22 protein-coding genes are annotated in these 23005 nt (G+C 68.8%); 8 read left to right on the top strand and 14 right to left on the bottom strand.

The annotated features are described in order from the left end of the window. Positions 1-25: 25 nt before the first annotated feature. From ABAZ39_RS25190 to ABAZ39_RS25175, 4 genes are all read right to left on the bottom strand, one after another. Entirely contained in the window at positions 26-1948 is a 1923-nt protein-coding gene (locus tag ABAZ39_RS25190) for a TonB-dependent receptor plug domain-containing protein (RefSeq protein ID WP_040136711.1), read from the bottom strand. Between the two features lie 217 nt (positions 1949-2165). Continuing rightward, entirely contained in the window at positions 2166-3806 is a 1641-nt protein-coding gene (locus ABAZ39_RS25185; RefSeq protein ID WP_040136709.1) for a PepSY-associated TM helix domain-containing protein, read from the bottom strand. Between the two features lie 42 nt (positions 3807-3848). Continuing rightward, positions 3849-4166 (bottom strand): hypothetical protein, encoded by a 318-nt coding sequence (locus tag ABAZ39_RS25180; protein WP_040136707.1) that lies wholly within the window; start codon positions 4164-4166, stop codon positions 3849-3851. 3 nt (positions 4167-4169) lie between these two features. Further along, complete coding sequence (locus tag ABAZ39_RS25175; protein WP_051658518.1) at positions 4170-4457, bottom strand: hypothetical protein; 288 nt, start codon at positions 4455-4457, stop codon at positions 4170-4172. A gap of 316 nt (positions 4458-4773) precedes the next feature. Between ABAZ39_RS25175 and ABAZ39_RS25170 the strand changes: the two genes are divergently transcribed. Both ABAZ39_RS25170 and ABAZ39_RS25165 read left to right on the top strand, forming a co-directional pair. Then, entirely contained in the window at positions 4774-5193 is a 420-nt protein-coding gene (locus tag ABAZ39_RS25170; RefSeq protein ID WP_040136705.1) for a ribbon-helix-helix domain-containing protein, read from the top strand. 93 nt (positions 5194-5286) lie between these two features. Further along, positions 5287-6531 carry an extracellular catalytic domain type 1 short-chain-length polyhydroxyalkanoate depolymerase gene (locus ABAZ39_RS25165; protein ID WP_040136703.1) on the top strand — a complete coding sequence of 415 codons (1245 nt, stop codon included), beginning with the start codon at positions 5287-5289 and terminating at the stop codon, positions 6529-6531. An 80-nt stretch (positions 6532-6611) separates the two neighbouring features. Here ABAZ39_RS25165 and ABAZ39_RS25160 read toward each other — a convergent pair whose 3' ends face one another. The 7 genes from ABAZ39_RS25160 to ABAZ39_RS36270 all read right to left on the bottom strand — a co-directional run bounded on the left by ABAZ39_RS25160 (position 6612) and on the right by ABAZ39_RS36270 (position 14779). Next, positions 6612-6797, bottom strand: a complete 186-nt coding sequence (locus tag ABAZ39_RS25160; RefSeq protein WP_040136701.1) for a hypothetical protein — start codon at positions 6795-6797, stop codon at positions 6612-6614. Beyond that, positions 6794-7954 carry a PepSY-associated TM helix domain-containing protein gene (locus ABAZ39_RS25155; protein WP_040136698.1) on the bottom strand — a complete coding sequence of 387 codons (1161 nt, stop codon included), beginning with the start codon at positions 7952-7954 and terminating at the stop codon, positions 6794-6796. The genes ABAZ39_RS25160 and ABAZ39_RS25155 overlap by 4 nt, the downstream gene beginning before the upstream one ends. Before the next feature lie 63 nt (positions 7955-8017). Next, positions 8018-10411 (bottom strand): TonB-dependent receptor, encoded by a 2394-nt coding sequence (locus tag ABAZ39_RS25150; RefSeq protein WP_040136696.1) that lies wholly within the window; start codon positions 10409-10411, stop codon positions 8018-8020. Positions 10412-10661: 250 nt separating this feature from the next. Then, positions 10662-11717, bottom strand: coding sequence for a FecR family protein (locus tag ABAZ39_RS25145; RefSeq protein WP_051658517.1), 1056 nt, complete (start codon positions 11715-11717; stop codon positions 10662-10664). A 101-nt stretch (positions 11718-11818) separates the two neighbouring features. After that, positions 11819-12343, bottom strand: a complete 525-nt coding sequence (locus ABAZ39_RS25140) for an RNA polymerase sigma factor (protein WP_051658516.1) — start codon at positions 12341-12343, stop codon at positions 11819-11821. A 205-nt stretch (positions 12344-12548) separates the two neighbouring features. Then, positions 12549-13859 carry a hemolysin family protein gene (locus ABAZ39_RS25135; protein ID WP_040136695.1) on the bottom strand — a complete coding sequence of 437 codons (1311 nt, stop codon included), beginning with the start codon at positions 13857-13859 and terminating at the stop codon, positions 12549-12551. Positions 13860-14296: 437 nt separating this feature from the next. Continuing rightward, positions 14297-14779: a hypothetical protein gene (locus ABAZ39_RS36270; protein WP_051658515.1), complete on the bottom strand. Its 483-nt coding sequence runs from the start codon at positions 14777-14779 to the stop codon at positions 14297-14299. Positions 14780-15086: 307 nt separating this feature from the next. Here ABAZ39_RS36270 and ABAZ39_RS25125 point away from each other — a divergent pair, with 307 nt between their 5' ends. The 3 genes from ABAZ39_RS25125 to ABAZ39_RS25115 are packed head-to-tail and all read left to right on the top strand — an operon-like array spanning position 15087 to position 17962. After that, entirely contained in the window at positions 15087-15938 is an 852-nt protein-coding gene (locus tag ABAZ39_RS25125; protein WP_160174858.1) for an amidoligase family protein, read from the top strand. Positions 15939-15954: 16 nt separating this feature from the next. Then, positions 15955-16650: a response regulator transcription factor gene (locus tag ABAZ39_RS25120; protein WP_040137264.1), complete on the top strand. Its 696-nt coding sequence runs from the start codon at positions 15955-15957 to the stop codon at positions 16648-16650. Further along, positions 16643-17962 carry a sensor histidine kinase gene (locus tag ABAZ39_RS25115; RefSeq protein WP_051658513.1) on the top strand — a complete coding sequence of 440 codons (1320 nt, stop codon included), beginning with the start codon at positions 16643-16645 and terminating at the stop codon, positions 17960-17962. The genes ABAZ39_RS25120 and ABAZ39_RS25115 overlap by 8 nt, the downstream gene beginning before the upstream one ends. Here the strand turns inward: ABAZ39_RS25115 and ABAZ39_RS25110 are convergent. Next, a complete protein-coding gene (locus ABAZ39_RS25110; RefSeq protein ID WP_040136693.1) occupies positions 17952-18776 on the bottom strand; it encodes an undecaprenyl-diphosphate phosphatase in 825 nt (274 codons plus the stop codon). The two genes, ABAZ39_RS25115 and ABAZ39_RS25110, sit on opposite strands and share 11 nt — an antisense overlap. Before the next feature lie 180 nt (positions 18777-18956). On the opposite strand from ABAZ39_RS25110, the gene ABAZ39_RS25105 reads away from it, so the two are divergent. The 3 genes from ABAZ39_RS25105 to ABAZ39_RS25095 all read left to right on the top strand — a co-directional run bounded on the left by ABAZ39_RS25105 (position 18957) and on the right by ABAZ39_RS25095 (position 21577). Continuing rightward, positions 18957-19604, top strand: coding sequence for a DedA family protein (locus tag ABAZ39_RS25105; RefSeq protein WP_040136691.1), 648 nt, complete (start codon positions 18957-18959; stop codon positions 19602-19604). 178 nt (positions 19605-19782) lie between these two features. Then, positions 19783-20634: an alpha/beta fold hydrolase gene (locus tag ABAZ39_RS25100; protein WP_040136689.1), complete on the top strand. Its 852-nt coding sequence runs from the start codon at positions 19783-19785 to the stop codon at positions 20632-20634. Positions 20635-20692: 58 nt separating this feature from the next. After that, positions 20693-21577, top strand: coding sequence for a helix-turn-helix domain-containing protein (locus tag ABAZ39_RS25095; RefSeq protein WP_051658512.1), 885 nt, complete (start codon positions 20693-20695; stop codon positions 21575-21577). On the opposite strand, the gene ABAZ39_RS25090 is transcribed toward ABAZ39_RS25095, so the two are convergent. Both ABAZ39_RS25090 and ABAZ39_RS25085 read right to left on the bottom strand, forming a co-directional pair. After that, positions 21519-22118, bottom strand: coding sequence for an IMPACT family protein (locus ABAZ39_RS25090; protein ID WP_040136687.1), 600 nt, complete (start codon positions 22116-22118; stop codon positions 21519-21521). The genes ABAZ39_RS25095 and ABAZ39_RS25090 overlap by 59 nt on opposite strands. A gap of 121 nt (positions 22119-22239) precedes the next feature. After that, entirely contained in the window at positions 22240-22914 is a 675-nt protein-coding gene (locus ABAZ39_RS25085; protein WP_040136684.1) for a GntR family transcriptional regulator, read from the bottom strand. Positions 22915-23005: the final 91 nt, after the last annotated feature.

Raw genomic sequence — 23005 nt, 5'->3', positions numbered from 1 at the left:
CAGGCCGGGAACGGGCGGCGGCGGATCAGAAGCGGTAGTTGGCGGAGACGTAGTAGTTGCGTCCCACCTCCACCGATGTGAAGTTGACGTTCTTCTCGCTGAGGATGACGTCGGTGATGTTCTTGACGCCGGCCCCGACGGTCAGCGCCTCGGTGACGTCGGCGCTGACGCCCCAGTTCAGCAGGGTGTAGCCGGGCATCTTGCTGGTGCCCTGCAACTGCGGGCCGGTGTAGCTGGTCGACACGGACGTGCTGATGTTGTCGAGCGCCTGCCACGTCAGGGAGGCGTTGACCTTGTGGCGCGGACGGTAGTCCAGCTCCGCACCGTTGCTCTGCTCGGTGTAGAGGTAGGTGTAATTGCCCGACAGCAGCAGCTTCGGCGTCAGGCTGACGGAGCCGGTCACCTCGACGCCCGAGATGTCCACATTGTTGATGTTGCTCCAATTGCGGGCGACGGCCACCGGATCGTAGACCGCCTGGATCATGTCCTTGACCTTGTTGTGGAACAGCACGACGCTGCCGTCCCAGCGGTCATAGCGGGTTTCCAGGCCGATCTCGTAGTTGGTGCTGGTCTCCGGTTCGAGGTCCGGGTTGCCCGACAGGAAGCAGCGGCCGCCGCAGCTCACGATCCGGTATTCGCGGCTGAGCTGGTAGGCGTCCGGCGCCTTGTAGCCCTGGCTGACGCCGGCCTTCAGCGACAGCGCGTCGGTCAGCGCGTAGACGACGTTGGCGCGGCTGGTGAACTCGCCGCCGAAGATCTCATGGTGGTCGTAGCGGGTGCCGACCGTCAGGGTCAGCCCGTCGATCAGCCCGATCTGGTCCTGGAGATAGACGGCCTTCTGCCCGATTTCCGACTTGCCGGACTGCAGGAAGGTGTTGGGGTCCTCCACCGTCTGCTTGCGGTATTCCGCACCCGCGGTCAGCCGGTTGAAGCCGAGCCGGAAGTTGCTGCGGCCGTGCAGGAACAGGTTCTTTTCCTTCAGATGGCGCTGCTGCGGCGCGTTGAAGGACGAGTTGTAGTCGTCGATGCGGCCGTCTTCGTAGTTGGCCTCCACCAGCGTGTCGCCCCAGCCCCAGTTGCCGCGGTGGGCGGCACCGAAGGTGTTGCGGACGATCTCCTGCTTCTGGGAGGAGAGCCAGCGGTCGTAATAGCCGCGGGGCCGGTTGTCGCGGTTCAGGCCGTAGTTGGCCTCCAGCGTCTGGTTCTCCGTCACGTCGAAGGCCAGTGTGGTCAGCAGGTTCGCCAGATTCTTCTTTTCAAGCACCGGAACGACGCCGTTGTAGCGGGAGTCGTCGTACCAGGCCTGCCGGTTGAAATACTCGGCGGAGACCGAAGCCGACACCTTGTCCACGATCGGGCCGGCGGCGTAGAGGCCGGTGCGGTACTGGGTGCCGCCGCGGCCCGGCTCGACGACGCGGTAGTCGCCGTTGATCTCGCCCGACCATGTGTCGGTCGGCTTCTTGGTGATGATGTTGACCACACCGCCGATGGCGTCCGATCCGTAGAGGGACGACAACGGGCCGCGCACCACCTCCACCCGCTCGATGGCCGACATCGGGATCGAGTGGTAGTCGAAGTCGCCGCCGCGCCACAGCGCGTCGGAGGTGGACACCCGGCGGCCGTTCACCAGCACCAGCGAGTAGTTGGCGCCCATGCCGCGGATCACCACCTCGTCACGGCCGGTGGCGTCGGTGCGGTCGTTCACGCCCACCGAACGGCCCAGGATCTCCGGCAGGCCGGAGGAGGCGACGCCCTCCTTCTTCAGGTCTTCCGACGTGATGACGGTGGTGAAGGCGGGAGCGGTCAGCGTGCTTTCCGGCGTGCCGGTCGCGGTGACCGTCACCGGACCCAAAGTCTGGGCCCCGGCGGTCGTCCCTTCCGTGGCGGCCTGCTGGGCCAGCGCCGGCGTTCCCCCCGCCAGCGCGACCGCCAGAACCGCACCCACCATGGTTGCGGATTTCCCCGCAGCCACCGGACGGCCCGCTGCCGTCCCTTCCTGTGCACACGCCCCCGCTGTGCGAATGGTCATGCTCATATCCCCTGATTAGGCAAATCCGTAATTGCTAATGCGACTCATTCTCAATTACGCCGTTCGATTGTTAGTGCATATCCCTTATCGCCGCAAGGGATATGACTCGGCTCGGTTGTTTTTCGGGTGCTTCCAATCACTCAGCCGGGTGGGCCAGCGGCTGCATGCCCATCTCAGATTTCGGGCGCTCGCCAGCGGCCGCCCAAACGCTGTCCCGCGGGCCGCCGAGGGCGCGCCGCTCCGCGCTGCGGGCCATCGCGGCGAAGGCCAGGGCGCCGGCCAACGCCACCAGATCGACACCGATCAGCCCATCCGACAGCCATAGGCCCGGCATGACGAGTCCGAGCAGCGAGGTCGCCGGGATGGCAACGGTGGCCGCCGCGCTGGCCCACAGAAGCTCCACACCGGCGCGGGACGCCCCGCGCAGGAAGGCCCAGGCGCAGGCGCCCAGGAAGGTTGCGTAGTAGACGCCCCAATGCCAGGCGTGCAGGTCGTCCACCAGCCCGCTCAGCCATTTCCCGGCGGCGATGGTCAGCGACAGGCCGGCCACGCAGCCCAGGCAGACCCCGACCGTCCCGGCGGCCAGCAGGCGGGTGGCGCGGCTCTGCTCGACCGGGCCGACGACCGGCCGGCCTTTCGCCTGCCGCTCCGACCGCCGCCGCGATTCGATCCACAGCAGGTTGCCGGTGTAGAACAGCGCCGCCCCGGCCAGCCCGAGCAGGAAATAGGACCAGCGCACGATGCCGCCGCCGAAGCTGCCGAAATGCAGCGCGAAGAAGGCGGAGACGGTGGCCGACCATCCGTTCTGGTGCCCCGGCATGTATTCGGTGTCGATGATCCGGCCGTCCACCGCCCCCATCAGCACGAAGCCCTCCCGCCGCACCAGATAGCGCGGGTCATGGCCCCAGACGCGCACGGTGGCGGCCCCGGTGCCGGCGTCGTAATACTCCAGGCTGACCGGCTGGAAGCCGGGGGCGAGGCTGTGGACGCGCGCCAGGAACTCCTTGGGCGGCAGCATCCCCGCCGGACTCATGTCCTTCGAGACGGTGCGGAAGGGGCTGCTGGCCGCCGCCACGGCGCGCATCTGCCCGCCGTAGACCACGCGGTCCAGCGTGTCGTAGATATGGTCGTGCAGCCCGAACACCACCGCCGACAGGGCGATGACGATGTGGAAGGGCAGGCTGATCAGCCCCAGCACGTTGTGGGCGTCCAGCCACAGGCGCTTCACGTTCCGGGTGACGCGCAGGATCAGGAAATCCTTGACCAGCGATGGCAGCAGGATGATCACCCCCGACACCAGCGCCACCACATAGAGCGCGCTGGCGATGCCGGTCACCGTCGTGCCGATGTCGAGATCGCCCGGAATGCCCACGGTGCGGTGCAGGAAATCCACCAGCAGCCCGATGCCGGACGGGTTGAGCTGCTCCACCGCCACCGATCCATCCGGCGCCAGGGTGGCGGCCCAGGGGGCGGGGTCGAAGCGTTCCTCCGTCCAGGTCAGGCGCAGCGGCGCCTCGCCGTTCAGCGCCGGTTCGACCGCCAGGGTGAAGTCCCGCACCTCCGGCCGCAGGGCGCGCGTGGCGGCGACCAGTTCCTCCGCCCGGTCGAGCGTCGCCGGGGTCACCGCCGCCGGCGGCGTGATCCAGCGTTCCAGCGGTTCCTTGAACATGGTGAGGGCGCCGGCATAGAAGCAGACGAACAGGATCAGTCCGGTCAGGATGCCGGTCCAGGTGTGGACCTGACGGTAGAGGCGCACGACGTCGGTGCGGATGGCCATGGCTCGGCTCGCGGCTGTGAGGGCGGGACAGGTGGCAAAGGGTCAGTGCAGCAGCGGGCTGCGCGCGGCGAGCAGCGCCGTGTGGGCCAGGATGTTGGCGCAGCCCAGCCACATCCAGGCCTGACGCCCGCTGCGGAACAGGAAGCAGACGCTGGCCACCCCCAGCCAGATCGGAGCGACAAGCCACATGATGAATTGCAGCTTGTTCACCGCCGCCGGCCCGCCGGGGCCGATCCAGGCGAACAGCCCCGCCATTGCGATGGCCAGCGAGAATCCCAGGACCACGCCGGCCACACTCTTGCTCCACCAGTCAGGACGGATCGGAGCCTGCGTGTTGCGGGCGGAGGATGCGTCGGCCATCGCTCAGCCCTCCCGGCGCGCGAGCATGGCTCCGCGGGCGGCGGCGGCGAAGGGCAGGATGGTGAGGAGCAGCATCGCGACGGTGAGGCTGGTGAACAGCGCGGTCACCGGATGCATCACCACCGACCACAGCAGCCACCCTTCCAGCAGGGCAAGCGTCCCAATGATGCGGCTGCGCCGGCCGGCCAGCGGGCGGGTCAGCCATTGCTGGCGCGGTGCCGAAAGGTAGAATGCGGCGATTCCGACCGAGGTCGCGGCCAAGGCCAGCCCGTGAAAGGCGGCTTCTGCCATCGGTGCGTTTCCAATCATGGCGCGCCAATCCGATTTGGTGGAGAGAGGCCATGTTTTGCCAATCAGGAATTGAAATTGCAAGTAATTCCTATTTGCAACAAAAGTTGCCGCCGCGATCGGCGGGCGGGCGCACGCTCCATCGTTTCCAAAGGGTTCCAAAGGCGGCCTGAAGGTCGGACGGCTGGCCGATTACGGCCCCGGCGAGGACGCCGTATGCCGACCAATTTTGCAACGGCGTCCGATGGCATGCCCTCTTGATCGGTTCGTCAGCGCGCCTATTTACCATCTCACTGGATGGTTAGAGGATGGTATAGGGATGTCAACAGACGCACGCGAACCGAAGCCGAAGGCTGGGGACAGCGAGAAGATCACGATCAACCTCGGCTATGTCGACCTCGGTCACATCGATCTCCTGGTGCAGGAGGGATTCTACGCGAACCGCACGGACCTCATCCGCACCGCCATCCGCAACCAGATCGACCGCCATGGCGACGCCCTGCGACAGGCCGTGACGCGCAAAAGCGTCGACCTCGGCCTGCGCCACTACAGCCGCGAGGATCTCGAAGCGGCGCGGGATGCCGGACAGATGCTCCACATCCGTGTCCTCGGGCTGGCCACCATCGCCCAGGACGTCACCCCCGAACTCGCCCGCGCCACCATCGCCTCGGTCGCCGTGCTCGGCGCGCTGCACGCCAGCAGCGCCGTCAAGGCGGCTCTTGCGGACCGCATGCGTTAGAAGCGCCGGCCGCATCTCTGAAAGACGACGGACCGGGACTTCTCAACCGGGCTTTCCCACCGGCCCCCTGTCCGAACACAGAAAGTTCCTGACATGACCAACCGCGTCCCCACCGGAATGGGTGAGGTGTTGCGCCTCACCAAAGCCGGCGATCTCGCCGGGGCGACCGCCCTCATCCATCGCCTGATGAGGAATCAGGCTCCGGTGCCACCCGGCGCCCCTCCAACCATCATCCCAACCATCATCGATGCCGAACCGCTCACGGTGAACGCTCCGCCGGACATGCCGGAGACAGCGCCGCCGCGCCGCGGAACGGCGTTCAGGCCCGCTGGCGCGTTTGCCGGCCGGCTCCATCCCGGACCGCGGGCCGGCCTGGGCGCGACCCTGCGCGGCCTTGCAGCCCGCGCCATGCCGGCTGGTGTCGGCTTCGGGGTGGACGGCACCGTCCGTCCCACCGCCGAGCCGCTGCCGGACGGCGCCTCATTCACGACGGAGTCCTACGGAAACGCGGCCGGCACGCGCTCCTACAAGCTCTATGTTCCCGCCAATCGCCGTGACGGGCAGCCACGACCCCTCGTGGTGATGCTGCACGGCTGCACCCAGTCGCCGGACGACTTCGCCGCCGGCACCCGCATGAATCGGCTGGCGGAGGAGTATGGCTGCCTGATCGTCTACCCGGCACAACCCTCCTCGGCCAATGCCCAGAAGTGCTGGAATTGGTTCAACCCGGCCGACCAGCGGCGCGGCGACGGAGAGCCGTCGCTGATCGCGGGAATCACCAGGCAGGTGATGCGCGACCACGCCGTCGACGCGGACCGCGTCTTTGTCGCAGGACTCTCGGCCGGCGGGGCGGCGGCGGTCATCATGGGAGCCGCGTATCCCGATCTCTACGCCGCCGTCGGGGTGCATTCCGGTCTTCCCCAAGGCGCCGCCTGGGATATTCCCTCCGCCTTCGCCGCCATGCGCCAGGGAGGGAAACCGGCGGAACCGCGATCCGGCACCCCTGTGCCGACGATCGTCTTTCACGGCGACCGTGACACCACGGTTCATCCGCGCAACGGTGATGACGTCGCTGCGCAATCCATGGCGGGAGCGGCGGGAGCGCGGGCCGCGGTGGAACACGGCCAAGTGCCGGGCGGGCATGGTTACAGCCGCCAACTCCACACAGATGCCTCCGGCCATGTGCTGTGCGAACGGTGGACGATCCAAGGCGCCGGGCACGCCTGGGCGGGAGGCAGTCCGGCCGGCTCCTACACCGACCCGCGCGGACCGGACGCCTCACGGGAAATGCTGCGCTTCTTCCTCGCGAATCCGCGGCGACGGCCATCCGTGCCGTAAGACGCTGGTGCGTAAATCGGAGGCGCGCCACCGTGTCGAGAACCCAGCGGCCTGCGATGCGGTGCGGTGTGGAACCGCTCTCAGCGCTTGCGCTTGCGCCAGGACCAGACCGCGGTGAGCACGGGGACCGACAATGCAACCCAGGACACGGCGTCCACGACGCCGTCATCCAGCAGGGCAGCGATCAGCCCGACGGTGGTGACGAGCCCGATCACCATGGGAATGCCGAAGATCGCCAGCGGTCGGAGGGGAGCACGCGGCGTCATTCCGCAGCCTCTCCGGCGATGGCGCGCAGACCGGAACCTGCGGCGGCATGGTCCTGGACACGGCCCTGGGCATGGCGGCGGCGGGCGATCCACAAATACAGGCCGCTGCCGAGGATGACGATGGTCAGCAGGTCCAGCACCGCCCACAGGATCTTCATCGGCAGCCCGCCATAGTCGCCGAAATGCAGCGGCTGCGACAACCGCAGCGCCAGCATGTACCAGGGCATGGAGCGCATGTCGGTGAAGGCCCCCGTCTCGGCGTCGATCAGGGCGGGGGTCAGGATCCGGTTGGTGGCCGGCGTGGCTCCCTTCAGCCACACCGCGTAATGGTGGTTGCTGGAAAAGCGCACGCCGGGGAAGGCGACGAATTGCGGCCGCATGCCGGGAGCGGCGTCCATGGCGGTGCGGACCGCCGCGTCGACGGAGGCGAAGCGCTCCGGAACCGGCTTGCCCTCATAGGGGGCGATCATCGCCGCAAGCTCGTTGGCGCGCCAATAGGCGACCAGCGGCACGGACAGGGTGTTGATGACGCCGGTCAATCCGACCACCACCACCCACATCAGCGTGACGATGCCCAGCATGTTGTGCAGGTCGAGCCATTTCAGCCGCCGGCCGCGCCCGGCCCGCACCGTGCCGAAGGACAGCTTGCGCATGAAGGGGGCGTAGATCACGACCCCCGACAGGGTGGCCAGGAACAGCAGGAAGCCCATGAACCCAAGGAACAGCTCGCCGGGCAGCCCGGCGAACAGGTCCACATGCAGGCGCAGCATCACATGCATGAAACCGTCGTCGTCGTTCAGGTCGGCCAGAATCCGCGTGGTGCGCAGGTCGATGGCGGAGATGTGCATCTGCGACACCGGAGGGCGGGCCCCCGGACCGGTGGTGACGTTCACCACCGGCCGGTCCACGTCGAAGCTGAGGAACAGCGGACGCTCGCCGGGATAGGTCGCCAGCGCCGAGGCCACCGCCTCGTCCAGCGACTTCAAGGGCGTGTCGGCCGGCATGGGCGGAAGCGTGTCCTCCGCCGTCAGCGCCTCGATCTCGTCATGGAAGATCAGCGGCAGGCCGGTCAGGCACAGCAGCAGCATGAAGATCGTGCAGATCAGGCTGGTCCATTTGTGGATCACAGTCCAAATCCGGATGGTTCGGTTGGTCATCGCGCGCCCCTCATGCCCCCCTCATGCCTTCGCCGGGTCGGACATCCATTCAGAATTCCGCCCTCAGAAGTCCACCGACACCGACAGCTTGGCCGTCAGCGGGTTGCCCTGGCTGAGGTAGCCGCCGGAGGCCGATGCCCAGTAGGCCTTGTCGGTCACGTTCTCGACCGCCGCCCGGATGGTGACCGGACGGTTCTGCACGTCGGCGATCATCCGCGCGCCGACGTCGAAGCGGGTCCAGCTGGGAATCTTCAGCGTGTTGGCGGTGTTGAGATATTGCGATCCGGTGTGGATCATGCGCCCGGTCACCGTCACTGTGGGGAAGGACGCAGGGAGGAAGGGCAGGTCCCATTCGACGTTGGCGTTGAACTGGTGGCGCGGCACGCCGACGGCGTCCTTGCCCTCGGTCGCGGCGCTGCCGGTGTCGCTCAGCTCCGGATCGATGAAGGTGGCGCCGCCGAGCAGCCGGACGCCCTGCACCGGTTCGCCGTACAGCATCAGTTCGATGCCGCGGTTGCGCTGTTCGCCGGACACGCTGTAGACGCGGGTGAACGGGTCGGTGACGCCGCTGGGCTGCGTGGTCTGGAACAGCGACAGCGAGCCGCCGAAGCTGCCGAAGTCCAGCTTGCCGCCGACCTCGTACTGGACCGACCGGTAGGGCTCGAAGATCTCGCCGGAATTGACCGCCGTGGACGGGGCGGTCGGCCCCTGCGCCAGCCCCTCGATCCGGTTGGCGTAGAGCGACAGCGTCTCGACCGGCTTCACCACCAGCCCGACCACCGGCGTCAGCGCCGACTGGTCGTAGTCGGAGGTGCGGGCGCCGTTGGCCCGGTTGTAGCCGCGAACCTGGATGTTCTGCTGGCGCAGGCCGGCGGTGACCATAACCCGGTCGTTCAGGATCGACACCGTGTCCGACGCGTAGACGCTGCGCAGCACCGACTCGCTGACCTTCGGCAGATCGCCGACCATGCCGCTGGCCGAGGTCGTCGCCGGGCGCGGAAAGCCGATCATGTTGTAGAGGTTGATGGTGGAGGTCGTGCCGAATTCGAAGCCGTTGTTGTTGGTCGTCCGCAGCGCGGAGGCTCCGGCGTTCAGCTGGTGCCTGAGCGGGCCGGTCTGGAGATCGGCCCGGACGCCGCCATGGCCGGTGACGGTGTCGTCCTCGCGCGGGACGGTCAGGCGCCGGACCGTCCCGGTGCCGTCGGGTTGCGTGATGGTGGGGGAGGCATAGTCGCCGTCCTCGCGCATGCTGCGCAGGCCGAAGGCCCCGTAGGCGGTCAGGTTGGGCAGGATATCGTATTCGGCGCGGATTTGGCCGAAGGTGTCGCGCATCCGCGAATAGCTCCAGGGCTGCGCGTAATTCTGCGAGGCCGACGGCACCGCCGGGACGAAGCTGCCGACATAAACCACGGGGCGGCCCTGCTCCACCCGCTGGGTCTGGGTGCCGACGTCGAGCGTCACGCGGGCGCGCTCGCCGCGGTAGTCCAGCGCCAGGGAGCCGAGCTTCAGCGTCCGCTCCTCGTCGTCGATGGCGGTGTCGCCGCCGCGGACCGCGGCGTTGGCGCGCACGCCGAACTGGTTGGCGTCGCCGAACCGGCGGCCGACATCCGCGGACAGGCCGAGCCGGCTGTCCATGGCGTAGCTGGCGGTCAGCCGGGTCAGCGGGTCGTCCTCCGCCCGCTTGGGCACGAGATTCACGCCGCCGCCGATGCCGGACCCGCTGGGGGCCGCGCCGTTGAGGAAGGCGTTGGCGCCCTTCAGCACCTCCACCCGTTCGAACATGTTGGTGGCGACGATCTGGCGCGGAGCGGTGCCGTAGAGGCCGTCGACCGACAGGTCCTCCCCCGCCAACTGGAAGCCGCGGATGACGAAGCTTTCGGAGAAATTGCCGTAGCCGAGGCTGCTGCGCACCGCCGGGTCGTTGGCCAGAACGTCGGCGATGGTGTCCGCCTGCTGGTTGCGGATGGTTTCGGCGGTGTAGCTGGTGATGGAGAAGGGAACGTCCATCGCGTCCTGGTTGCCCAGCGCGCCGATGCGCCCGCCGCGCGCCACCTGACCGCCGGCGTAGGCCGGGGGCAGGGCGCCGGGGCCGGTGGCGCCCCGGCTTCCTTCGACCTGCACCGGATCGAGCAGGACGGCGTCGCCGGCGGCCACGCGCTCGACCGTCACGGTCTCGGCGTTGAGGAAGCGGGCGGCCAGCCCGGTGCCGGACAGCAGGCGGTTCAGCCCCTCGCGCGCGGTCATCGATCCGCTGACGCCGGGAGACGTGACGCCCTGGGTCACCGCACCGGGGGTCAGCACCTGGATGCGCGTGGCGGTGGAGAAGGCGGCAAGCGCCCCGTCCACCGACTGTGGCGCAATGGCGAAGGTTACCGGGCCAGCCTGGATCGACTCCTGGACCGACTGCGCCGTGGCCGCGGGGGCGCCGGACAGCAGAAGGCTCGGCACGATCAGCATCGTTGTCGCCAGGAGCCGCCCCAAAAGCCGCTTCGGGAGCACGCGCCCCAACCGGCCACCCTGGACGCGGTCCCGGCGTCCGTTCGTCACACCCGTCGCTTCACACTTCACCGATGTCATCGCTCGCCTCTGTCGTCCGGTGAGAGAGCGCGCCGCTTTCTGCGATTGCGTCTCATTCTCTCCTTTCCCGAACATGACGACGGGCGCGCGGAGAACCCTGGGAAGTTTTTTTCAGGTCCCGCCGATTTTTTCAGCGGAGCAGGGTCAGGTAGGGGGTGATGCGGGTGGCGCGCACGCCGAGGCCGCGCTCCAGCGCATCGATCACGGCGTCTGGCCGGTCGAGGGCGAAGACGCCGGATACGACACGCTCCGCCGCCTCGTCGTTCAGCAGGACCACCCGGCCCGGCCATTGCCGGTTCAGAGCCGTGATGACGGAGGCGAGCGACTGCTGGCGGAAGACGATCTGGCCCTGGCGCCATGCGAAGGCGACGGCGGGGTCCGCCGCCCGTGGCCCGGTCAGACCGCTGGCGTCGGCCTCCGCGCTCTCGCCGGGGCGCAGGCGGACGCTGTCGGGCCAGGGGGCGTTGCCATCGGCGTTCCGGTGGGCGGCGACCTCCACCAGCCCTTCACCCACGGTGACCGTCGTGCGGTCGCTCTCGCGCCGGACGCTGAACTGGGTTCCCAGCACACGGGCGGCCCCCGCCCCGCCATCGACGACGAAGGGATGGTCGGGGTCGCGCGTGACCTGGAACCACGCCTCGCCCCGCAGAATCCGGACGCGCCGTTCGCCATCTCGGTAATCGAGCGCCAGCGCGGTGTCGCCGTTCATGTCGACCATGGAGCCATCCGGCAGCGTCAGGGTCCGGCGCTGTCCGGTCGAAGTCACCTGATCCGCGACGGCGTTCTGGTACAGCGTCGGTCCGTGCCAGCCGCCGAGGCCGCCGACCACCAGCAGGACCGTCATCGCCGCGGCAAGGCGCCGGATGCCGGCCGACGCGGGGCGGCGGGGAGGGGCGCTGCGGGATTCGGCGTAGGCGGCGCGGGCGGGTTCCTTCAGGTCGTGAAGGAGGGCCTGCAGGCCGGCCCAGGCGTGGGAGTGGGCCGGACTGCGGGCCAGCCATTCGGCAAAGGCGGCGCGTTCCGCCGGCCGGACGTCGTCGGATTGCAAGCGGAAGTGCCACGCGTTGGCTTCCGAGAACAGCCGGTCCTCGTCCGGTCTGCCGTCCACCGGTCCGCCGTCCGCCGGCCTGCCTTCCACCGGTCCGCCTTCCGCCGGCTCGCTGCGCTGTCCGTCCTGATGATCCATCGCGTCCCGCTGAGCGCTCCTGTTGTCTCGTGTTTGGATAGACGGTCGAGGACGGCCGATCCCTCAAAGAAAATGACCCGCCGGGACCTCGGCCCGGCCCATCATCGCAGCGGACGCCGCTTCATGTGCGCGCGGCATTGCTCCAGCGCTGTGCGCAGATGGTACTCGACCGTGCGGGGGGAGATGCCAAGCCGCTCGCCGATGGCGCGGTAGGACAAGCCCTCGACATGGTAGAGAAGGAAGACGTCGCGGGTTTTGGGCGGCAGGGAGTCGATGGCGCCGCGCAGCCGGGCCATGGTCTGGTTCCGCTCCACCACCGCATCGGCCGCGGGGCCGGGGGAGGGCAACGCCTCGTCGGGCGGACCGGCCTCACGCAGGCGCTGGCGCTTCGCGGCCCGGCAATGGTCAAGCGCCACGCGGTCGGCCACCACATACAGCAGGCCGGCCGGATTCTGGATCGCCTCGCCATCGGGCAGACGGGCCAGCCGCAGGAAGGCGTCCTGCGCCAGATCGCCCGCCGTCTGCGGGTCCCCGGTCCGCCGCGCGATCGCACGCTCCACGCGCAGTCGATGCGCATCGAACAACTCCGCGATCTTGCGCGCCCAGGTGCCCACGGGGCCCGTCATTGGGCGTTCCAGGACTGAGGGGCGTCGGGCAGAGGAGGGCGGAGGGAGTCGGTCACAGATGCGCGGAATGGCGGATGCAATGAAACCGGCACCCGCGGGGCCATCGCCTGGGATGCCGGTCACACCGGTATAGCCGCATCGAACCTGCAATGCGAACTATTCTTATTATCAAAAAACAGCGTCGGTTTCTGAACCCGTGCCGCCGCTATCCAGCGGCCGCGGCGGAAGGATCGGGCCGGGGAACGACCAGCACCTTGTCGATCCGGCGGCCGTCCATGTCCACGACCTCCACCCGGACGCCGTTCCATTCGAACGCTTCGCCGGCCACCGGAACGTGGCCCAGGTGATGAAGCACCAACCCGGCCACCGTGTGGAAGTCACCGGTGCCGCGCACCCCGCGCAGCCCGAGGGTGTCCTCGAACTCGTCCACCGGCATCCAGCCTTCCACCAGCCAGGACCCGTCCTCCCGACGCACCGCCGCGGTTTCCATGGCCTCGCCGACGTCCGGGAGATCGCCGGCGATGGTTTCCAGGATGTCGGTCAGCGTGACGATGCCCTCGATGCTGCCATACTCGTCGACGACCACCGCCAAGTGATGGCCGGAGGTCTTCATCAACTCCAGCAGTTTCAGGATCGGCGTGCCGTCATGCACGACCAGGGGCCGGGCAACCTGGGCCTCCAGCTCGAACGGCCGGCCCTCGACGAGGGCGTCGACCAGATCGCGGGTGTGGATGACGCCGACCAGTTCGTCGAGTTCACCGCGGCACACCGGATAGCGGGAATGGCTCCCGGCGCGGATCGCCGCCAGCTGTTCGGCCTGCGTCTTGCCCAGATCAAGCCACGCGACGTCTGGGCGCGGGATCATGATGGTGCGCACCGTCCGGTCGGCCAGCCGCAACACGCCGTCGATCATCTCCTTCTCGGCCGGAGCGAACACGCCGGCCTGCGTGCCTTCGGAGATCATCGAACGGACCTCCTCCTCGGTGACCGATTCCTCCCGAGCCCCCTGCAGGCCGAGCAGGCGCAGCAGCAGGTCGGTCGACGCCCCGAGCAGCCAGACGAAGGGAGCGGCGATGCGGGACAGCAGGCGCATCGGCGGGGCGATGAGCGAGGCCACGCGTTCCGGGCTCTTCAGCGCGATCCGCTTGGGAATCAGCTCGCCCAGCACGATCGACAAATAGGTGATGACCACCAGCACGCCGCCGACGCCGAGCAGTTCGCCGCGTCCGGCCAGGGCGGGAAAACTGTCGAGCCATTGGCCGAGCCGGTCGCCCAGCGTCGCGCCGCCGTACGCGCCGGCGACGACGCCGACCAGCGTGATGCCGATCTGCACCGTGCTGAGGAAGCGGCTCGGGTCATCAATCAGCCGCAGCGCCATCCGGGCGCCGCTGTTGCCCTGATCGGCCATGCTTTGCAGCCGGGCCTTCCGCGACGAGACGACGGCCAGCTCGGACATGGCGAACACCCCGTTCAACAGGGTCAGCGCGACGATGATGGCGATTTCAAAAGACAGCATGACGGGCGATTCCAGGCGTGAGGGCAGACGGCGGGCTCCAACGGCTCAGGGGCGGTTGGGCTGCTGACCACGGGCGTGAGCCGGGCGGGGCGAGGGGCGCCCTGGCCTGGTCCCAGCACCGGCTCGACGTCCGGCTTGGCTGCCAGCGCGTGTCGGGCCGCGGGTCTGCGTCTTGGGAATCGCCCGAATCGGGCTGCGGGGGAACGCCGCAGGACATCCGGTCGGGCCGGGTACCCTGCGGCCCACAAGGGCCGCTTGAAACGTTCATGGTGTCCCCGGCCGGTCGCCGGGGGCGCTCCGTCTTTGTTGCACCTGCCCCGATCATGTGGTTTCGGCACGCCTTCGCGCAACCGTGAAGTCGGGGTGGTAGCCCGAAACCGTTGGTGGCACCCATGAACGGCCGGGGCGCGCGCGCCCCGTTCCGCTTGGGGAAGCCGTCAGATCCGGATCTGTCCCTCCACGGGCTTTTCCGCCGGCTTCTCTGCCGGCGCCGGCTGGGCGACGCCGTCCAGAGCCCGTTTCAGCGCCTCCAGGCCGGCCGCCGTCGATCCCTTCGCCGATTCGACCGCCCCAGTGATCGCCATGCACAAATCCAGACGCTGCTGCGGATCATGCCGGCTGGATTCGAGCAGGCGGCCGATGGCGCCGGTTCCGTCCTCGGTGCCGGACTGCGACTCCGTCGGATCGATGCCGAGCAACGGCAGGATGTACTCCCGTCCCTTCTCCCTCGCCAGGGCGACGGCGCGGTCGCCGAACTTGCCGGCGGCCTGCAACCCCATGTCCCAGCTGGTGAGCGCGGCGGACACCGTAGGCGAGCAGAGCGGCCCGGTGCCGGCCGCCGGGTCGGCTGCGGCGGCGGGAGTGGCGACGCACAGACCGGCGGCGATGACGAAGGCTGCGGAGCGCGCGGTGATCGGCATGGATTCAGGGTTCCCCATGTGACGCCCGCCTATTTGGGGGCACGACCATCGCGCGTCCAGTCAGGTCTTGTGCGTCTTGTGGTGAGGCCGGGCCGTGGACGCGACCGGTGTCCATGACGGGAATTTTGTGCGTTGCAGCGGACCATCTTGGAAACCGGAAGCGCGGGGCCACATGCGGGGCATGCGCAATCACGATCCCCCGCCGGCCGCCGTTTCCCTGCCCGAACGCCGCACGAGCGTTCACCGATCCGCTCCCTGCTTCCAACGACCGCCGTCGACGCGAACCGCGCAAGGGGCGATCCGGCGCGTGGGGGTGGAGGTCGAGTTTCTGGGCATCAGCGCCCGGACCGCCGCCCAGGCGCTGGCGCGCGCGTTCGGCGGGACCTGCGTCGAGGAGGACCCCCACGCCTTTCATGTTCCGGACACCGCGATCGGGCGCTTGAGCGTCGAACTCGACGTGCGCCATGCCCACCCGCGGCGGGCGGCGGCGGTTCAGCGCGTGCGCCTGAACCCGGCGGTGGCCGCCTGGCTCGGCACGGCTTTGGAGGGCGTCGTGCCGCGTGAACTGATCACCGCGCCGCTCCCGTTCGACGAGCTGCACCGCGTGGACGACGCCGTGCGCGCGCTGCGCGACGCGGGCGCCCGCGGCGCCGGGACGACGTGGCTCGGGTCGCTGGGGCTGCATTTCAACATCGACCCGCCCAGCCTCGACGCCGACACGATCACCGCCGTGCTGAAGGCGTTCCTTATGCGAAACGCCCAGCTGCGCTACGGGACGACCGGGCAAGGCCTGGCCCCGGCCTTCCTGCCAGCACCCTATCCCGACGACTATGTCCGCCGCGTCGTTGCCCCGGATTACTGGCCGGACCTGCCGACCTTGGCGGAGGACTATCTTGCCGCCAACCCGACGCGGAACCGCGACCTCGATCTGCTGCCCTTGTTCCTTCACCTCTTCCCGGCTCGGGTGAGAGCGGCGCTCCCCCATGAGAAGATCGGAAGCCGGGCCGTCTTTCATTACCGCTTGCCGCAGGCCCATGTCAGCGATCCGGCCTGGAGCATCGCGGGCGCCTGGAACGGCTGGGCCGGCGTGGAAGCGCTGGCCGCCGATCGCGACGAACTCGTGCGGCTTTGGCGGTCCCTGCGTGAACAGGCGGCGTGATGTCAGCGAGGACGACGTGAGGCTGCTGCTGGTGGAGGATCATCAGGCCCTGTCGGAGATGGTCGCCGGCCATCTGGCGAGGGTCGGCTTCGTGGTGGATTCCGTCGGTTCCGCCGAGGATGCGATCACGGCGCTCGGGATCATGCGATACGACGGCATCGTGCTCGACCTCGGCCTGCCGGGAGCGAGCGGCATGGCCGTTCTGGAGCATGTCCGGCAGCGGGCATCGCAGGCGGTGCCGGTGCTGATCCTCACGGCCCGCGACTCTCTGGAAAGCCGTCTCGCGGGGTTGAACGCCGGGGCCGACGATTATCTGGTCAAGCCCTTCGATCTCAGGGAACTCGAGGCGCGGCTGCGGGCCATCCTTCGCCGACCGGGGCCGCGCCAGACGGAGTCCTTCGCACTCGGCAACCTCACCTTCGACATCTCGTCCTGGGACGCGCGGGTGGATGCGCGGTCGCTCGACCTCGGGCGCAAGGAGTTTGCGCTGCTGGAGGAACTGATGCGGTCGGCGCCGCGCATCGTCATCAAGGACCAGTTGGAGGACAGGCTGTACGCCATCCACGAGGCCGTCACGCCGAACGCGATCGAGGCGATCGTCTCCCGTCTGCGCAAGAAGCTTCAGGCGGCTGGCGCCCGCGTCCAGATCGCGACGGTCCGCGGCGTCGGCTACAAGATGACCGTGGAGGCGCAGGCGCTTGCGGATGAATAGCCTGCGCTCCCGCCTGCTCCTGGTCATGGCGCTCGTCTTCGCGCTGGGGGCGGGCAACGTCGTGATCTATCTCCTCGATCTGGACGAGGACATCCGCGCGCACGTCCTGAACGAGCAGGTCGACACTCTTCTCGCCACGGTGACGCCCGCCCCGGACGGCTCGAACCTCGGCGCGCTTCCCGTGCAGTTCTCCGCCTCGGACTGGCGCTACACGCTGTACACACGCTCCGCCGAACTCATCGCGAGCGCGCCGGAGGGGGCCACACCGCTGCCGTTCCGCAGTCCGGAGGCGCTTCCGGAGACCACGCGCGCCGCCATTACGGCGCGCCGGATCGGAGACGACCGCGTTCTCGTCGCGAGCCGCAACGACTGGGAGGACTGCGAGGAGCTGTGCCAGCTTTTCCGCGAACGCATGGCCGGGTCGTCCGTGGTCATCGCGATCCTGGCCGCCATTTCGCTGGTGTCGATCATCTTCCTGGCGCGCTGGATGCTGGGCTCGGTCCGTCGCGCGGCCGACCTCGCCTCGACCATCGGCGTCGCCCACCCCGACCGTCGCATTCCGCTCCGCGAACTGCCGGAAGAGATCGTTCCGCTGGCGATCTCCGCCAACCAGGCGCTGGATCGCCTGTCGTCGGCGTACGAAATCGAACGGCGATTCACCGCCGATGCCGCCCATGAGCTGAGGACGCCGCTCGCGGTGCTCGATCTGCGGCTGCAAAAGGCGCGTGCGGAGCACAGCCCCGATTGGAGCGCCATCGCGCGGGACATGGAGCAGATGCGCCACCTCATCGAGCAGCTTCTGGCCCTGGCCCGCGCCGATCAGGGTGGCGAGCGGCGCCCCCACGGGCCGGAGGCCCGCGTCGGGCTCGCGAGGATCGTCCGGGAGGCCGTTGCCGACATGCTTCCGGCCTATGAGGCGGACTCACGGACGATCGACGTCGCCGTCGCCGAGGGTCTGGTCGTCGAGGACGCGCACCGGCAGCTTCGCCAAGCCCTGAGGAACCTCCTCGACAACGCCTTCCGCCACGGGCGGGGGCGGGTCTCGGTGTGCCTCACAAGCCGGGACGAGCGCACGGCGATCCTGCGCGTGTCCGACGAAGGGCCGGCGGTCTCCCAGGATGTCGGCGACGTGCTGTTCGAGCGCTTCCACAAGGGCGTGCAGAACTCGCCGGGGTCCGGGCTCGGTCTGGCCATCGTCCGTCGCATCCTGCGCAACCTGGGTGGGGACGCCCGCATCGGAACCGGCCCCACCTTCGCCATCGAGCTGATCGTGCCGCTCGCCGTGACTGAGGCCGACGCCGTCAGGGGGTAATCACGCCAAGCTGCAACAGCGCCAGCAGCGCGATCCCCAACACCGTCCGGTAGATCACGAACGGCATGAAGGAGGCCCGCGACACGATTTTCAGGAACGCGACGATCACGATGTACCCGACCAGGAAGGCGACGGCGGTTGCCACGATCGTCGGGGCGAGGGCGACGTGCTGCGGCTCCCCCCAGGATTTGGCGAGTTGGTAGAAGCCCGAGCCGAACACCGCCGGAACGGCGAGGAGGAAGGAGTAGCGCGCCGCCGCCTCCCGCGTGAAGCCCAGCATCAAGGCCGCTGTGATGGTGCCTCCCGACCGGGACACCCCGGGGATGAGCGCCATCGCCTGGGCGAAGCCGAGCAGAAGGCCGTCGCGCCACGACAGCTCGGCGAGCGGCTTGCGCCGGCGGCCGTACCGGTCCGCGAGGCCGAGAATGATGCCGAACACGACGAGCGTGGTGGCGACGATGTAGAGGCTTCGCAAGCTCGTTTCGATGGCTCCGCTGAACAGCAGGCCGAGGACGACGATGGGCACGCTGCCGACCACGATGAGCCACCCCATGCGCGCGTCCTCCGGGACGTGCCCGCCGATACCCGATGTCTGGCGGATCATCGCCGTCGCGATCCGCATCAGGTCCTCCCGGAAATAGATGAGGACGGCCAGTTCCGTGCCGATCTGCGTGATGGCCGTGAAGGCCGCGCCGGGATCGGCGCCGGACGGCAGGAACTCACCCGCGATCCTGAGGTGCGCGCTCGACGAGATCGGCAGGAACTCGGTCAGGCCCTGCAAAAGCCCCAGCACCGCCGCTTCCCATATCTGCATCGTCCCGTCTCCGTTTCTTCTTGGTGTGGTGTATGGCGGCAGCCTGCCGTCCTGAGCTGACACGCACCTGATGCGGACAGGCGATTCCGCCGCGGCGGCCGGAAGCCGTCAGGATCATGTCAGCCGCCACGGCTATGCCGTCTCTCCGCTCCCCTGAAACGGTCAAAGGTGGATCACATCATGGACGCAGCCGTCGAGATGGCCATGCATTTCCTGGAACGCCATCATGACTGGGCCGGCCCGGTCGTGGCGGTCCTGGCGTTTTGCGAATCGGTGGTCCTGGTCGGCCTCGCCGTGCCGGCGACGGCCCTCATGATCATGTTCGGCACGCTCCTGGGGCTGGGCATCATCGACCCGGTCCCGGTGGTCGCCGGAGCGGTCCTGGGAGCCATAGCGGGCGACGCCGTGTCCTACAGCCTGGGGCGCTGGCTGGGGCCGGCGGTGGTGTACCGGCGGCCCTTGTCCCGGTACCGGGGAGAGGTGGCGAAATCGCGCCTGTTCTTCCGCCGGTACGGCTTCGCCGCGGTGTTCATCGGGCGGTTTCTTGGTCCCCTGCGGTCGATCGTCCCGCTCGTCGCCGGGATGATGAAGATGAACGGCCGCCAGTTCCAGTTCGCCAACGTCGCGTCGGCCGCCGTATGGGCGCCCGCCATGCTCGCGCCGGGATGGTTGGCATCGGCGGGCGTCGGCAGCATCGCCTCCGACGCGACCGGCTTCGGCGGGGTGATGATGGCCGCCTTCATCGGCAGCGTCGCGCTGACGGTCCTGATCGCCGGGGTCCTCGGATCGCGGCGGCGACCGGGCCGAGGCCGTCAACGGTCGTCCTGAGGAGTGACGGCAGCCGATGACGCGCCCGCGGGCTTTTTCTTTACCTGTCGCGTAATCGCGCACCGTTTGCGGAACGACGATGCTGCGGATGTCCGGTCGAACCGGATCATCGCGGCGGCGGGTGCGCGGCGCACCGGATGCCCCGCCCCGCAGCGTTCCGCACACAGGAGCACCGGCCATGAGCATGACTCCGGCATCCCCCGCCGCCCCGAACCAGCCCGGCTTCCTCCAGACGGATGACGGCGTGCGGCTCTTCTACCGGGATTGGGGGGAGGGGAGGCCCGTCGTCTTCTTGTCCAGCTGGTCGCTGAACTCCGACTCCTGGGCCTACCAGATGCTGGCGCTGGCGGAGCGTGAGTGCCGCTGCGTGGCTTACGACCGCCGCGGCCATGGACGGTCGAGCGATCCGGGACGCGGCTTCGACTTCGACCGGCTGGCCGACGACCTCGCCGCCCTGCTCGACCGGCTGGACCTGCGCGGCGTCACCTTGGTCGGCCATTCCATGTCCTGCGGCGAAATCATCCGCTATCTGAGCCGGCACGGCAGCGATCGTGTGTCCCGCGCCGTCCTGGTCGGCACGGTGACTCCGACCCTTGGGCGCACCGACGACGATCCGGACGGAATCGATCCCGCGGTCTTCGAGGCTTTCCGCTCGGAATGCCTGATGCGGGACTTCCCGAAATGGCTGGAGGACAACATTCGTCCCTTCCTGGCGGCGGACAGTTCGGCGGGCATGATGGAGTGGGTGAAGGCGATGGCCTTGCAGGCGTCGATGAAGGCGCTGCTGGACTGCCATCGGGCGACGACGTCCACCGACTTCCGGCGGGAGCTTCCGGGCATCGCCGTGCCGACCCTGCTGGTCCATGGCGACCTGGACGTCTCCAGCCCGCTCGGCATCACCGGGAGGAAGACCGCCGCGTTGATGCCGAACGCGACGCTGGCCGTCTACGAGGGGGCCCCGCACGGCCTGTTCCTGACGCACATGGACCGCTTTAACCGCGATCTCCTGGCTTTCCTGGATGCCCGGTAGGCGGCGCTGATACCATGGGTCTGCAAAACAACGCGAACGCTGAGAGGGAGTTGGACCGATGACGCAGGCAACGACCCGGCGCCATCCGTCCTCCCGGACCGTGCCGCGCCAGCCGGTCGGCGAGCTGCTGCGCGCATGGCGCAAGCGGCGTGGCTTCAGCCAGCTCGATCTCGCCTGCGAGGCCGACGTCTCGACCCGGCATGTCAGCTTCCTGGAAACGGGGCGGTCGCAGCCCAGCCGGACCATGCTGCTCCATCTGGCGGAACGGATGGACATTCCCCTGCGCGACCGCAACGCGCTGCTTGCCGCCGCGGGCTTCGCGCCGGTCTTTTCCGAACACCGGCTGGACGACCCGGAGATGCAGGCCGCCCGCCGGGCCGTCGACCTCGTGCTGACCGGGCACGAGCCTCACCCGGCGCTGGCCGTGGACCGGCATTGGACGCTGGTTGCGGCCAACCGGGCGGTCGCCCCGCTGCTCGCCGGCGCCGCGCCGGATCTTCTCCAGCCGCCGGTCAATGTGCTGCGCCTCAGCCTCCACCCGTCCGGGCTGGCCCCGCGGATCGAGAACCTCGCCCAGTGGCGGGCCCACATCCTGCACCGTTTGACCCGCCAGATCGACGTCAGCGCCGATCCCGTGCTGACCGCGCTGCTCGACGAGCTGAAGGGGTATCCGGCGCCCGACGGACCCGCCGTCAACGCGTCGAACGGCCGGAGCGAACCGCTGCCGTCGCACGACGGCGTGGTGGTTCCCCTGCGGCTGCGGACGGAGGCCGGGACGCTCAGTTTCTTCAGCACCACGACGGTGTTCGGAACGGCGGTGGACGTCACCTTGTCCGAACTGGCCATCGAGGCCTTCTTCCCGACCGACAGCGCCACGGCGGACGTCATGCGGCAGGCGCTTGCCCGGTCTCGACCGTCGCTTGACCACGCGAAACATCCGTGATCATGCGGACGGCATCGTCCAACTGCCCGCAGGGGATTGTGATTTGGAGCAGCACGCCGTCGGGCGTGAAGCCGTTGGTCTCGGCAAGCGCCGCGGGGAAGGCGCCAAGCCCGGCCCTGATCCTAGCCTCGTCGGCGAAGGCGCAGGTTACGGACAGGGTGGCGAAGGCGATGATCGGCTGGCGTTCGGCGGCCTGGAGACAGGCCGCCGCGGTGCCGCCATAGGCCCGCATCAACCCGCCCGCACCGAGAAGAACGCCGCCGAACCAGCGGCTGACCACCACCGCCACCCGATCCAGGCTCTGGCCGTCTATGGCCTGGAGGATCGGGCGCCCCGCCGTTCCCCCGGGCTCGCCGTCATCGTTGGACCGGTAGAGGTCGCCGATCCGGAAGGCCCAGCAATTGTGACCGGCATCCCGCTGGCTGAGCGCGGCGATGAACTCTCGCGCCTCCTCCTCGCTGTTGACCGGACCCGCCGAGGCAAGGAAGCGGCTTTTCTTGATGTCCTGCTCGAACCGCTCGTTCTTCTTAAGGGTGAACATTGCCTTTTGCCGCCATCATTCCCGCACAGCCCGGAGGCCGGCCTTCCCAGGTGCCGATGGAACGTAGTCGTGCGATGGAGACATTGCGATAGGTCCGTTCGGATTTGCGCCACACCGCCCTTCAGGCCCGGCCCTCCATGGCCTTCAACGTGCGGTCGCGGGTGGCGATCAGGTGGTCGCGCATCGCCGCCGCCGCTCCCTCGGCGTCCCGGGCGCGCATCGCCTTGCAGATGGCGACATGCTCCTCCAGCGAGGGGTCGAAGGCGTTCGGCACCTTCTCGATCACCGCGTTCCGGCACCAGGCCACCGAATCCCGCAGCGTCGCCATGATGCGGGCCAGCCGCTGGTTGGGGCAGTGGGCGAGCACGAAGTCGTGGATGACCTCGTCCACTTCCTGAAGGCGGGCCTGCCGCTCCTCCTCCGGGGCGGGGCGGCCGGCGGCGATGTAGGCTTCGGTCATCGCCTCCACCTCCGCCTCCGGGGCGTGGGGGGTGGCCAGCTCCGTCACCAGCGGCTCCAGGGCGATGCGGAGCTGGAACACCTCCATCAGGGCGTTGCGGTCGATCTCCGCCACGAAGATGCCGCGCCGCGGGTAGATGTGGACCAGCCCATCCGCCTCCAGCCGCTTGGCGGCGTCGCGCAGCGGCGTGATGCTGATGTTCCACAACGCCTTGTACTGGTCCAGCATCAGCCGCGACCCCGGCGCCAGCCGGCCGGAGATGATCTCGTTCCGCAGCCGCTCGGTGACCTGCTCGCCGATGGAGGCCGTGTCGAGGGGACCGTTGCCGTCGAGCATGGAAGACCGTTCCTCAGTGAATCGCCGCAGACGGAGGCGCCGCGTCAGGTCCGACATTTTAACACCGCGCCTCCCCCGCCTTCAAATCCGC

The organism is Azospirillum argentinense, assembly GCF_000632475.1.
Classification (GTDB): domain Bacteria; phylum Pseudomonadota; class Alphaproteobacteria; order Azospirillales; family Azospirillaceae; genus Azospirillum; species Azospirillum baldaniorum.
The sequence above is the reverse complement of the archived record's forward strand: the minus strand, read 5'-3'. Positions and strand labels throughout refer to the sequence as shown.

Bases quoted from the DNA above. Each gene is read 5' to 3' on its own strand.
- ABAZ39_RS25095 (WP_051658512.1), top strand. From the start codon at position 20,693: ATGACGCAGGCAACGACCCGGCGCCATCCGTCCTCCCGGACCGTGCCG.
- ABAZ39_RS25100 (WP_040136689.1), top strand. From the start codon at position 19,783: ATGAGCATGACTCCGGCATCCCCCGCCGCCCCGAACCAGCCCGGCTTC.
- ABAZ39_RS25115 (WP_051658513.1), top strand. From the start codon at position 16,643: ATGAATAGCCTGCGCTCCCGCCTGCTCCTGGTCATGGCGCTCGTCTTC.
- ABAZ39_RS25185 (WP_040136709.1), bottom strand. From the start codon at position 3,806: ATGGCCATCCGCACCGACGTCGTGCGCCTCTACCGTCAGGTCCACACC.
- ABAZ39_RS25170 (WP_040136705.1), top strand. From the start codon at position 4,774: ATGTCAACAGACGCACGCGAACCGAAGCCGAAGGCTGGGGACAGCGAG.
- ABAZ39_RS25145 (WP_051658517.1), bottom strand. From the start codon at position 11,717: ATGGATCATCAGGACGGACAGCGCAGCGAGCCGGCGGAAGGCGGACCG.
- ABAZ39_RS25165 (WP_040136703.1), top strand. From the start codon at position 5,287: ATGACCAACCGCGTCCCCACCGGAATGGGTGAGGTGTTGCGCCTCACC.
- ABAZ39_RS25090 (WP_040136687.1), bottom strand. From the start codon at position 22,118: ATGTTCACCCTTAAGAAGAACGAGCGGTTCGAGCAGGACATCAAGAAA.
- ABAZ39_RS25135 (WP_040136695.1), bottom strand. From the start codon at position 13,859: ATGCTGTCTTTTGAAATCGCCATCATCGTCGCGCTGACCCTGTTGAAC.
- ABAZ39_RS25150 (WP_040136696.1), bottom strand. From the start codon at position 10,411: ATGCTGATCGTGCCGAGCCTTCTGCTGTCCGGCGCCCCCGCGGCCACG.
- ABAZ39_RS25085 (WP_040136684.1), bottom strand. From the start codon at position 22,914: ATGCTCGACGGCAACGGTCCCCTCGACACGGCCTCCATCGGCGAGCAG.
- ABAZ39_RS25105 (WP_040136691.1), top strand. From the start codon at position 18,957: ATGGACGCAGCCGTCGAGATGGCCATGCATTTCCTGGAACGCCATCAT.
- ABAZ39_RS25175 (WP_051658518.1), bottom strand. From the start codon at position 4,457: ATGGCAGAAGCCGCCTTTCACGGGCTGGCCTTGGCCGCGACCTCGGTC.
- ABAZ39_RS25160 (WP_040136701.1), bottom strand. From the start codon at position 6,797: ATGACGCCGCGTGCTCCCCTCCGACCGCTGGCGATCTTCGGCATTCCC.
- ABAZ39_RS25110 (WP_040136693.1), bottom strand. From the start codon at position 18,776: ATGCAGATATGGGAAGCGGCGGTGCTGGGGCTTTTGCAGGGCCTGACC.
- ABAZ39_RS25190 (WP_040136711.1), bottom strand. From the start codon at position 1,948: ATGGTGGGTGCGGTTCTGGCGGTCGCGCTGGCGGGGGGAACGCCGGCG.
- ABAZ39_RS36270 (WP_051658515.1), bottom strand. From the start codon at position 14,779: ATGCCGATCACCGCGCGCTCCGCAGCCTTCGTCATCGCCGCCGGTCTG.
- ABAZ39_RS25140 (WP_051658516.1), bottom strand. From the start codon at position 12,343: ATGACGGGCCCCGTGGGCACCTGGGCGCGCAAGATCGCGGAGTTGTTC.
- ABAZ39_RS25180 (WP_040136707.1), bottom strand. From the start codon at position 4,166: ATGGCCGACGCATCCTCCGCCCGCAACACGCAGGCTCCGATCCGTCCT.
- ABAZ39_RS25155 (WP_040136698.1), bottom strand. From the start codon at position 7,954: ATGACCAACCGAACCATCCGGATTTGGACTGTGATCCACAAATGGACC.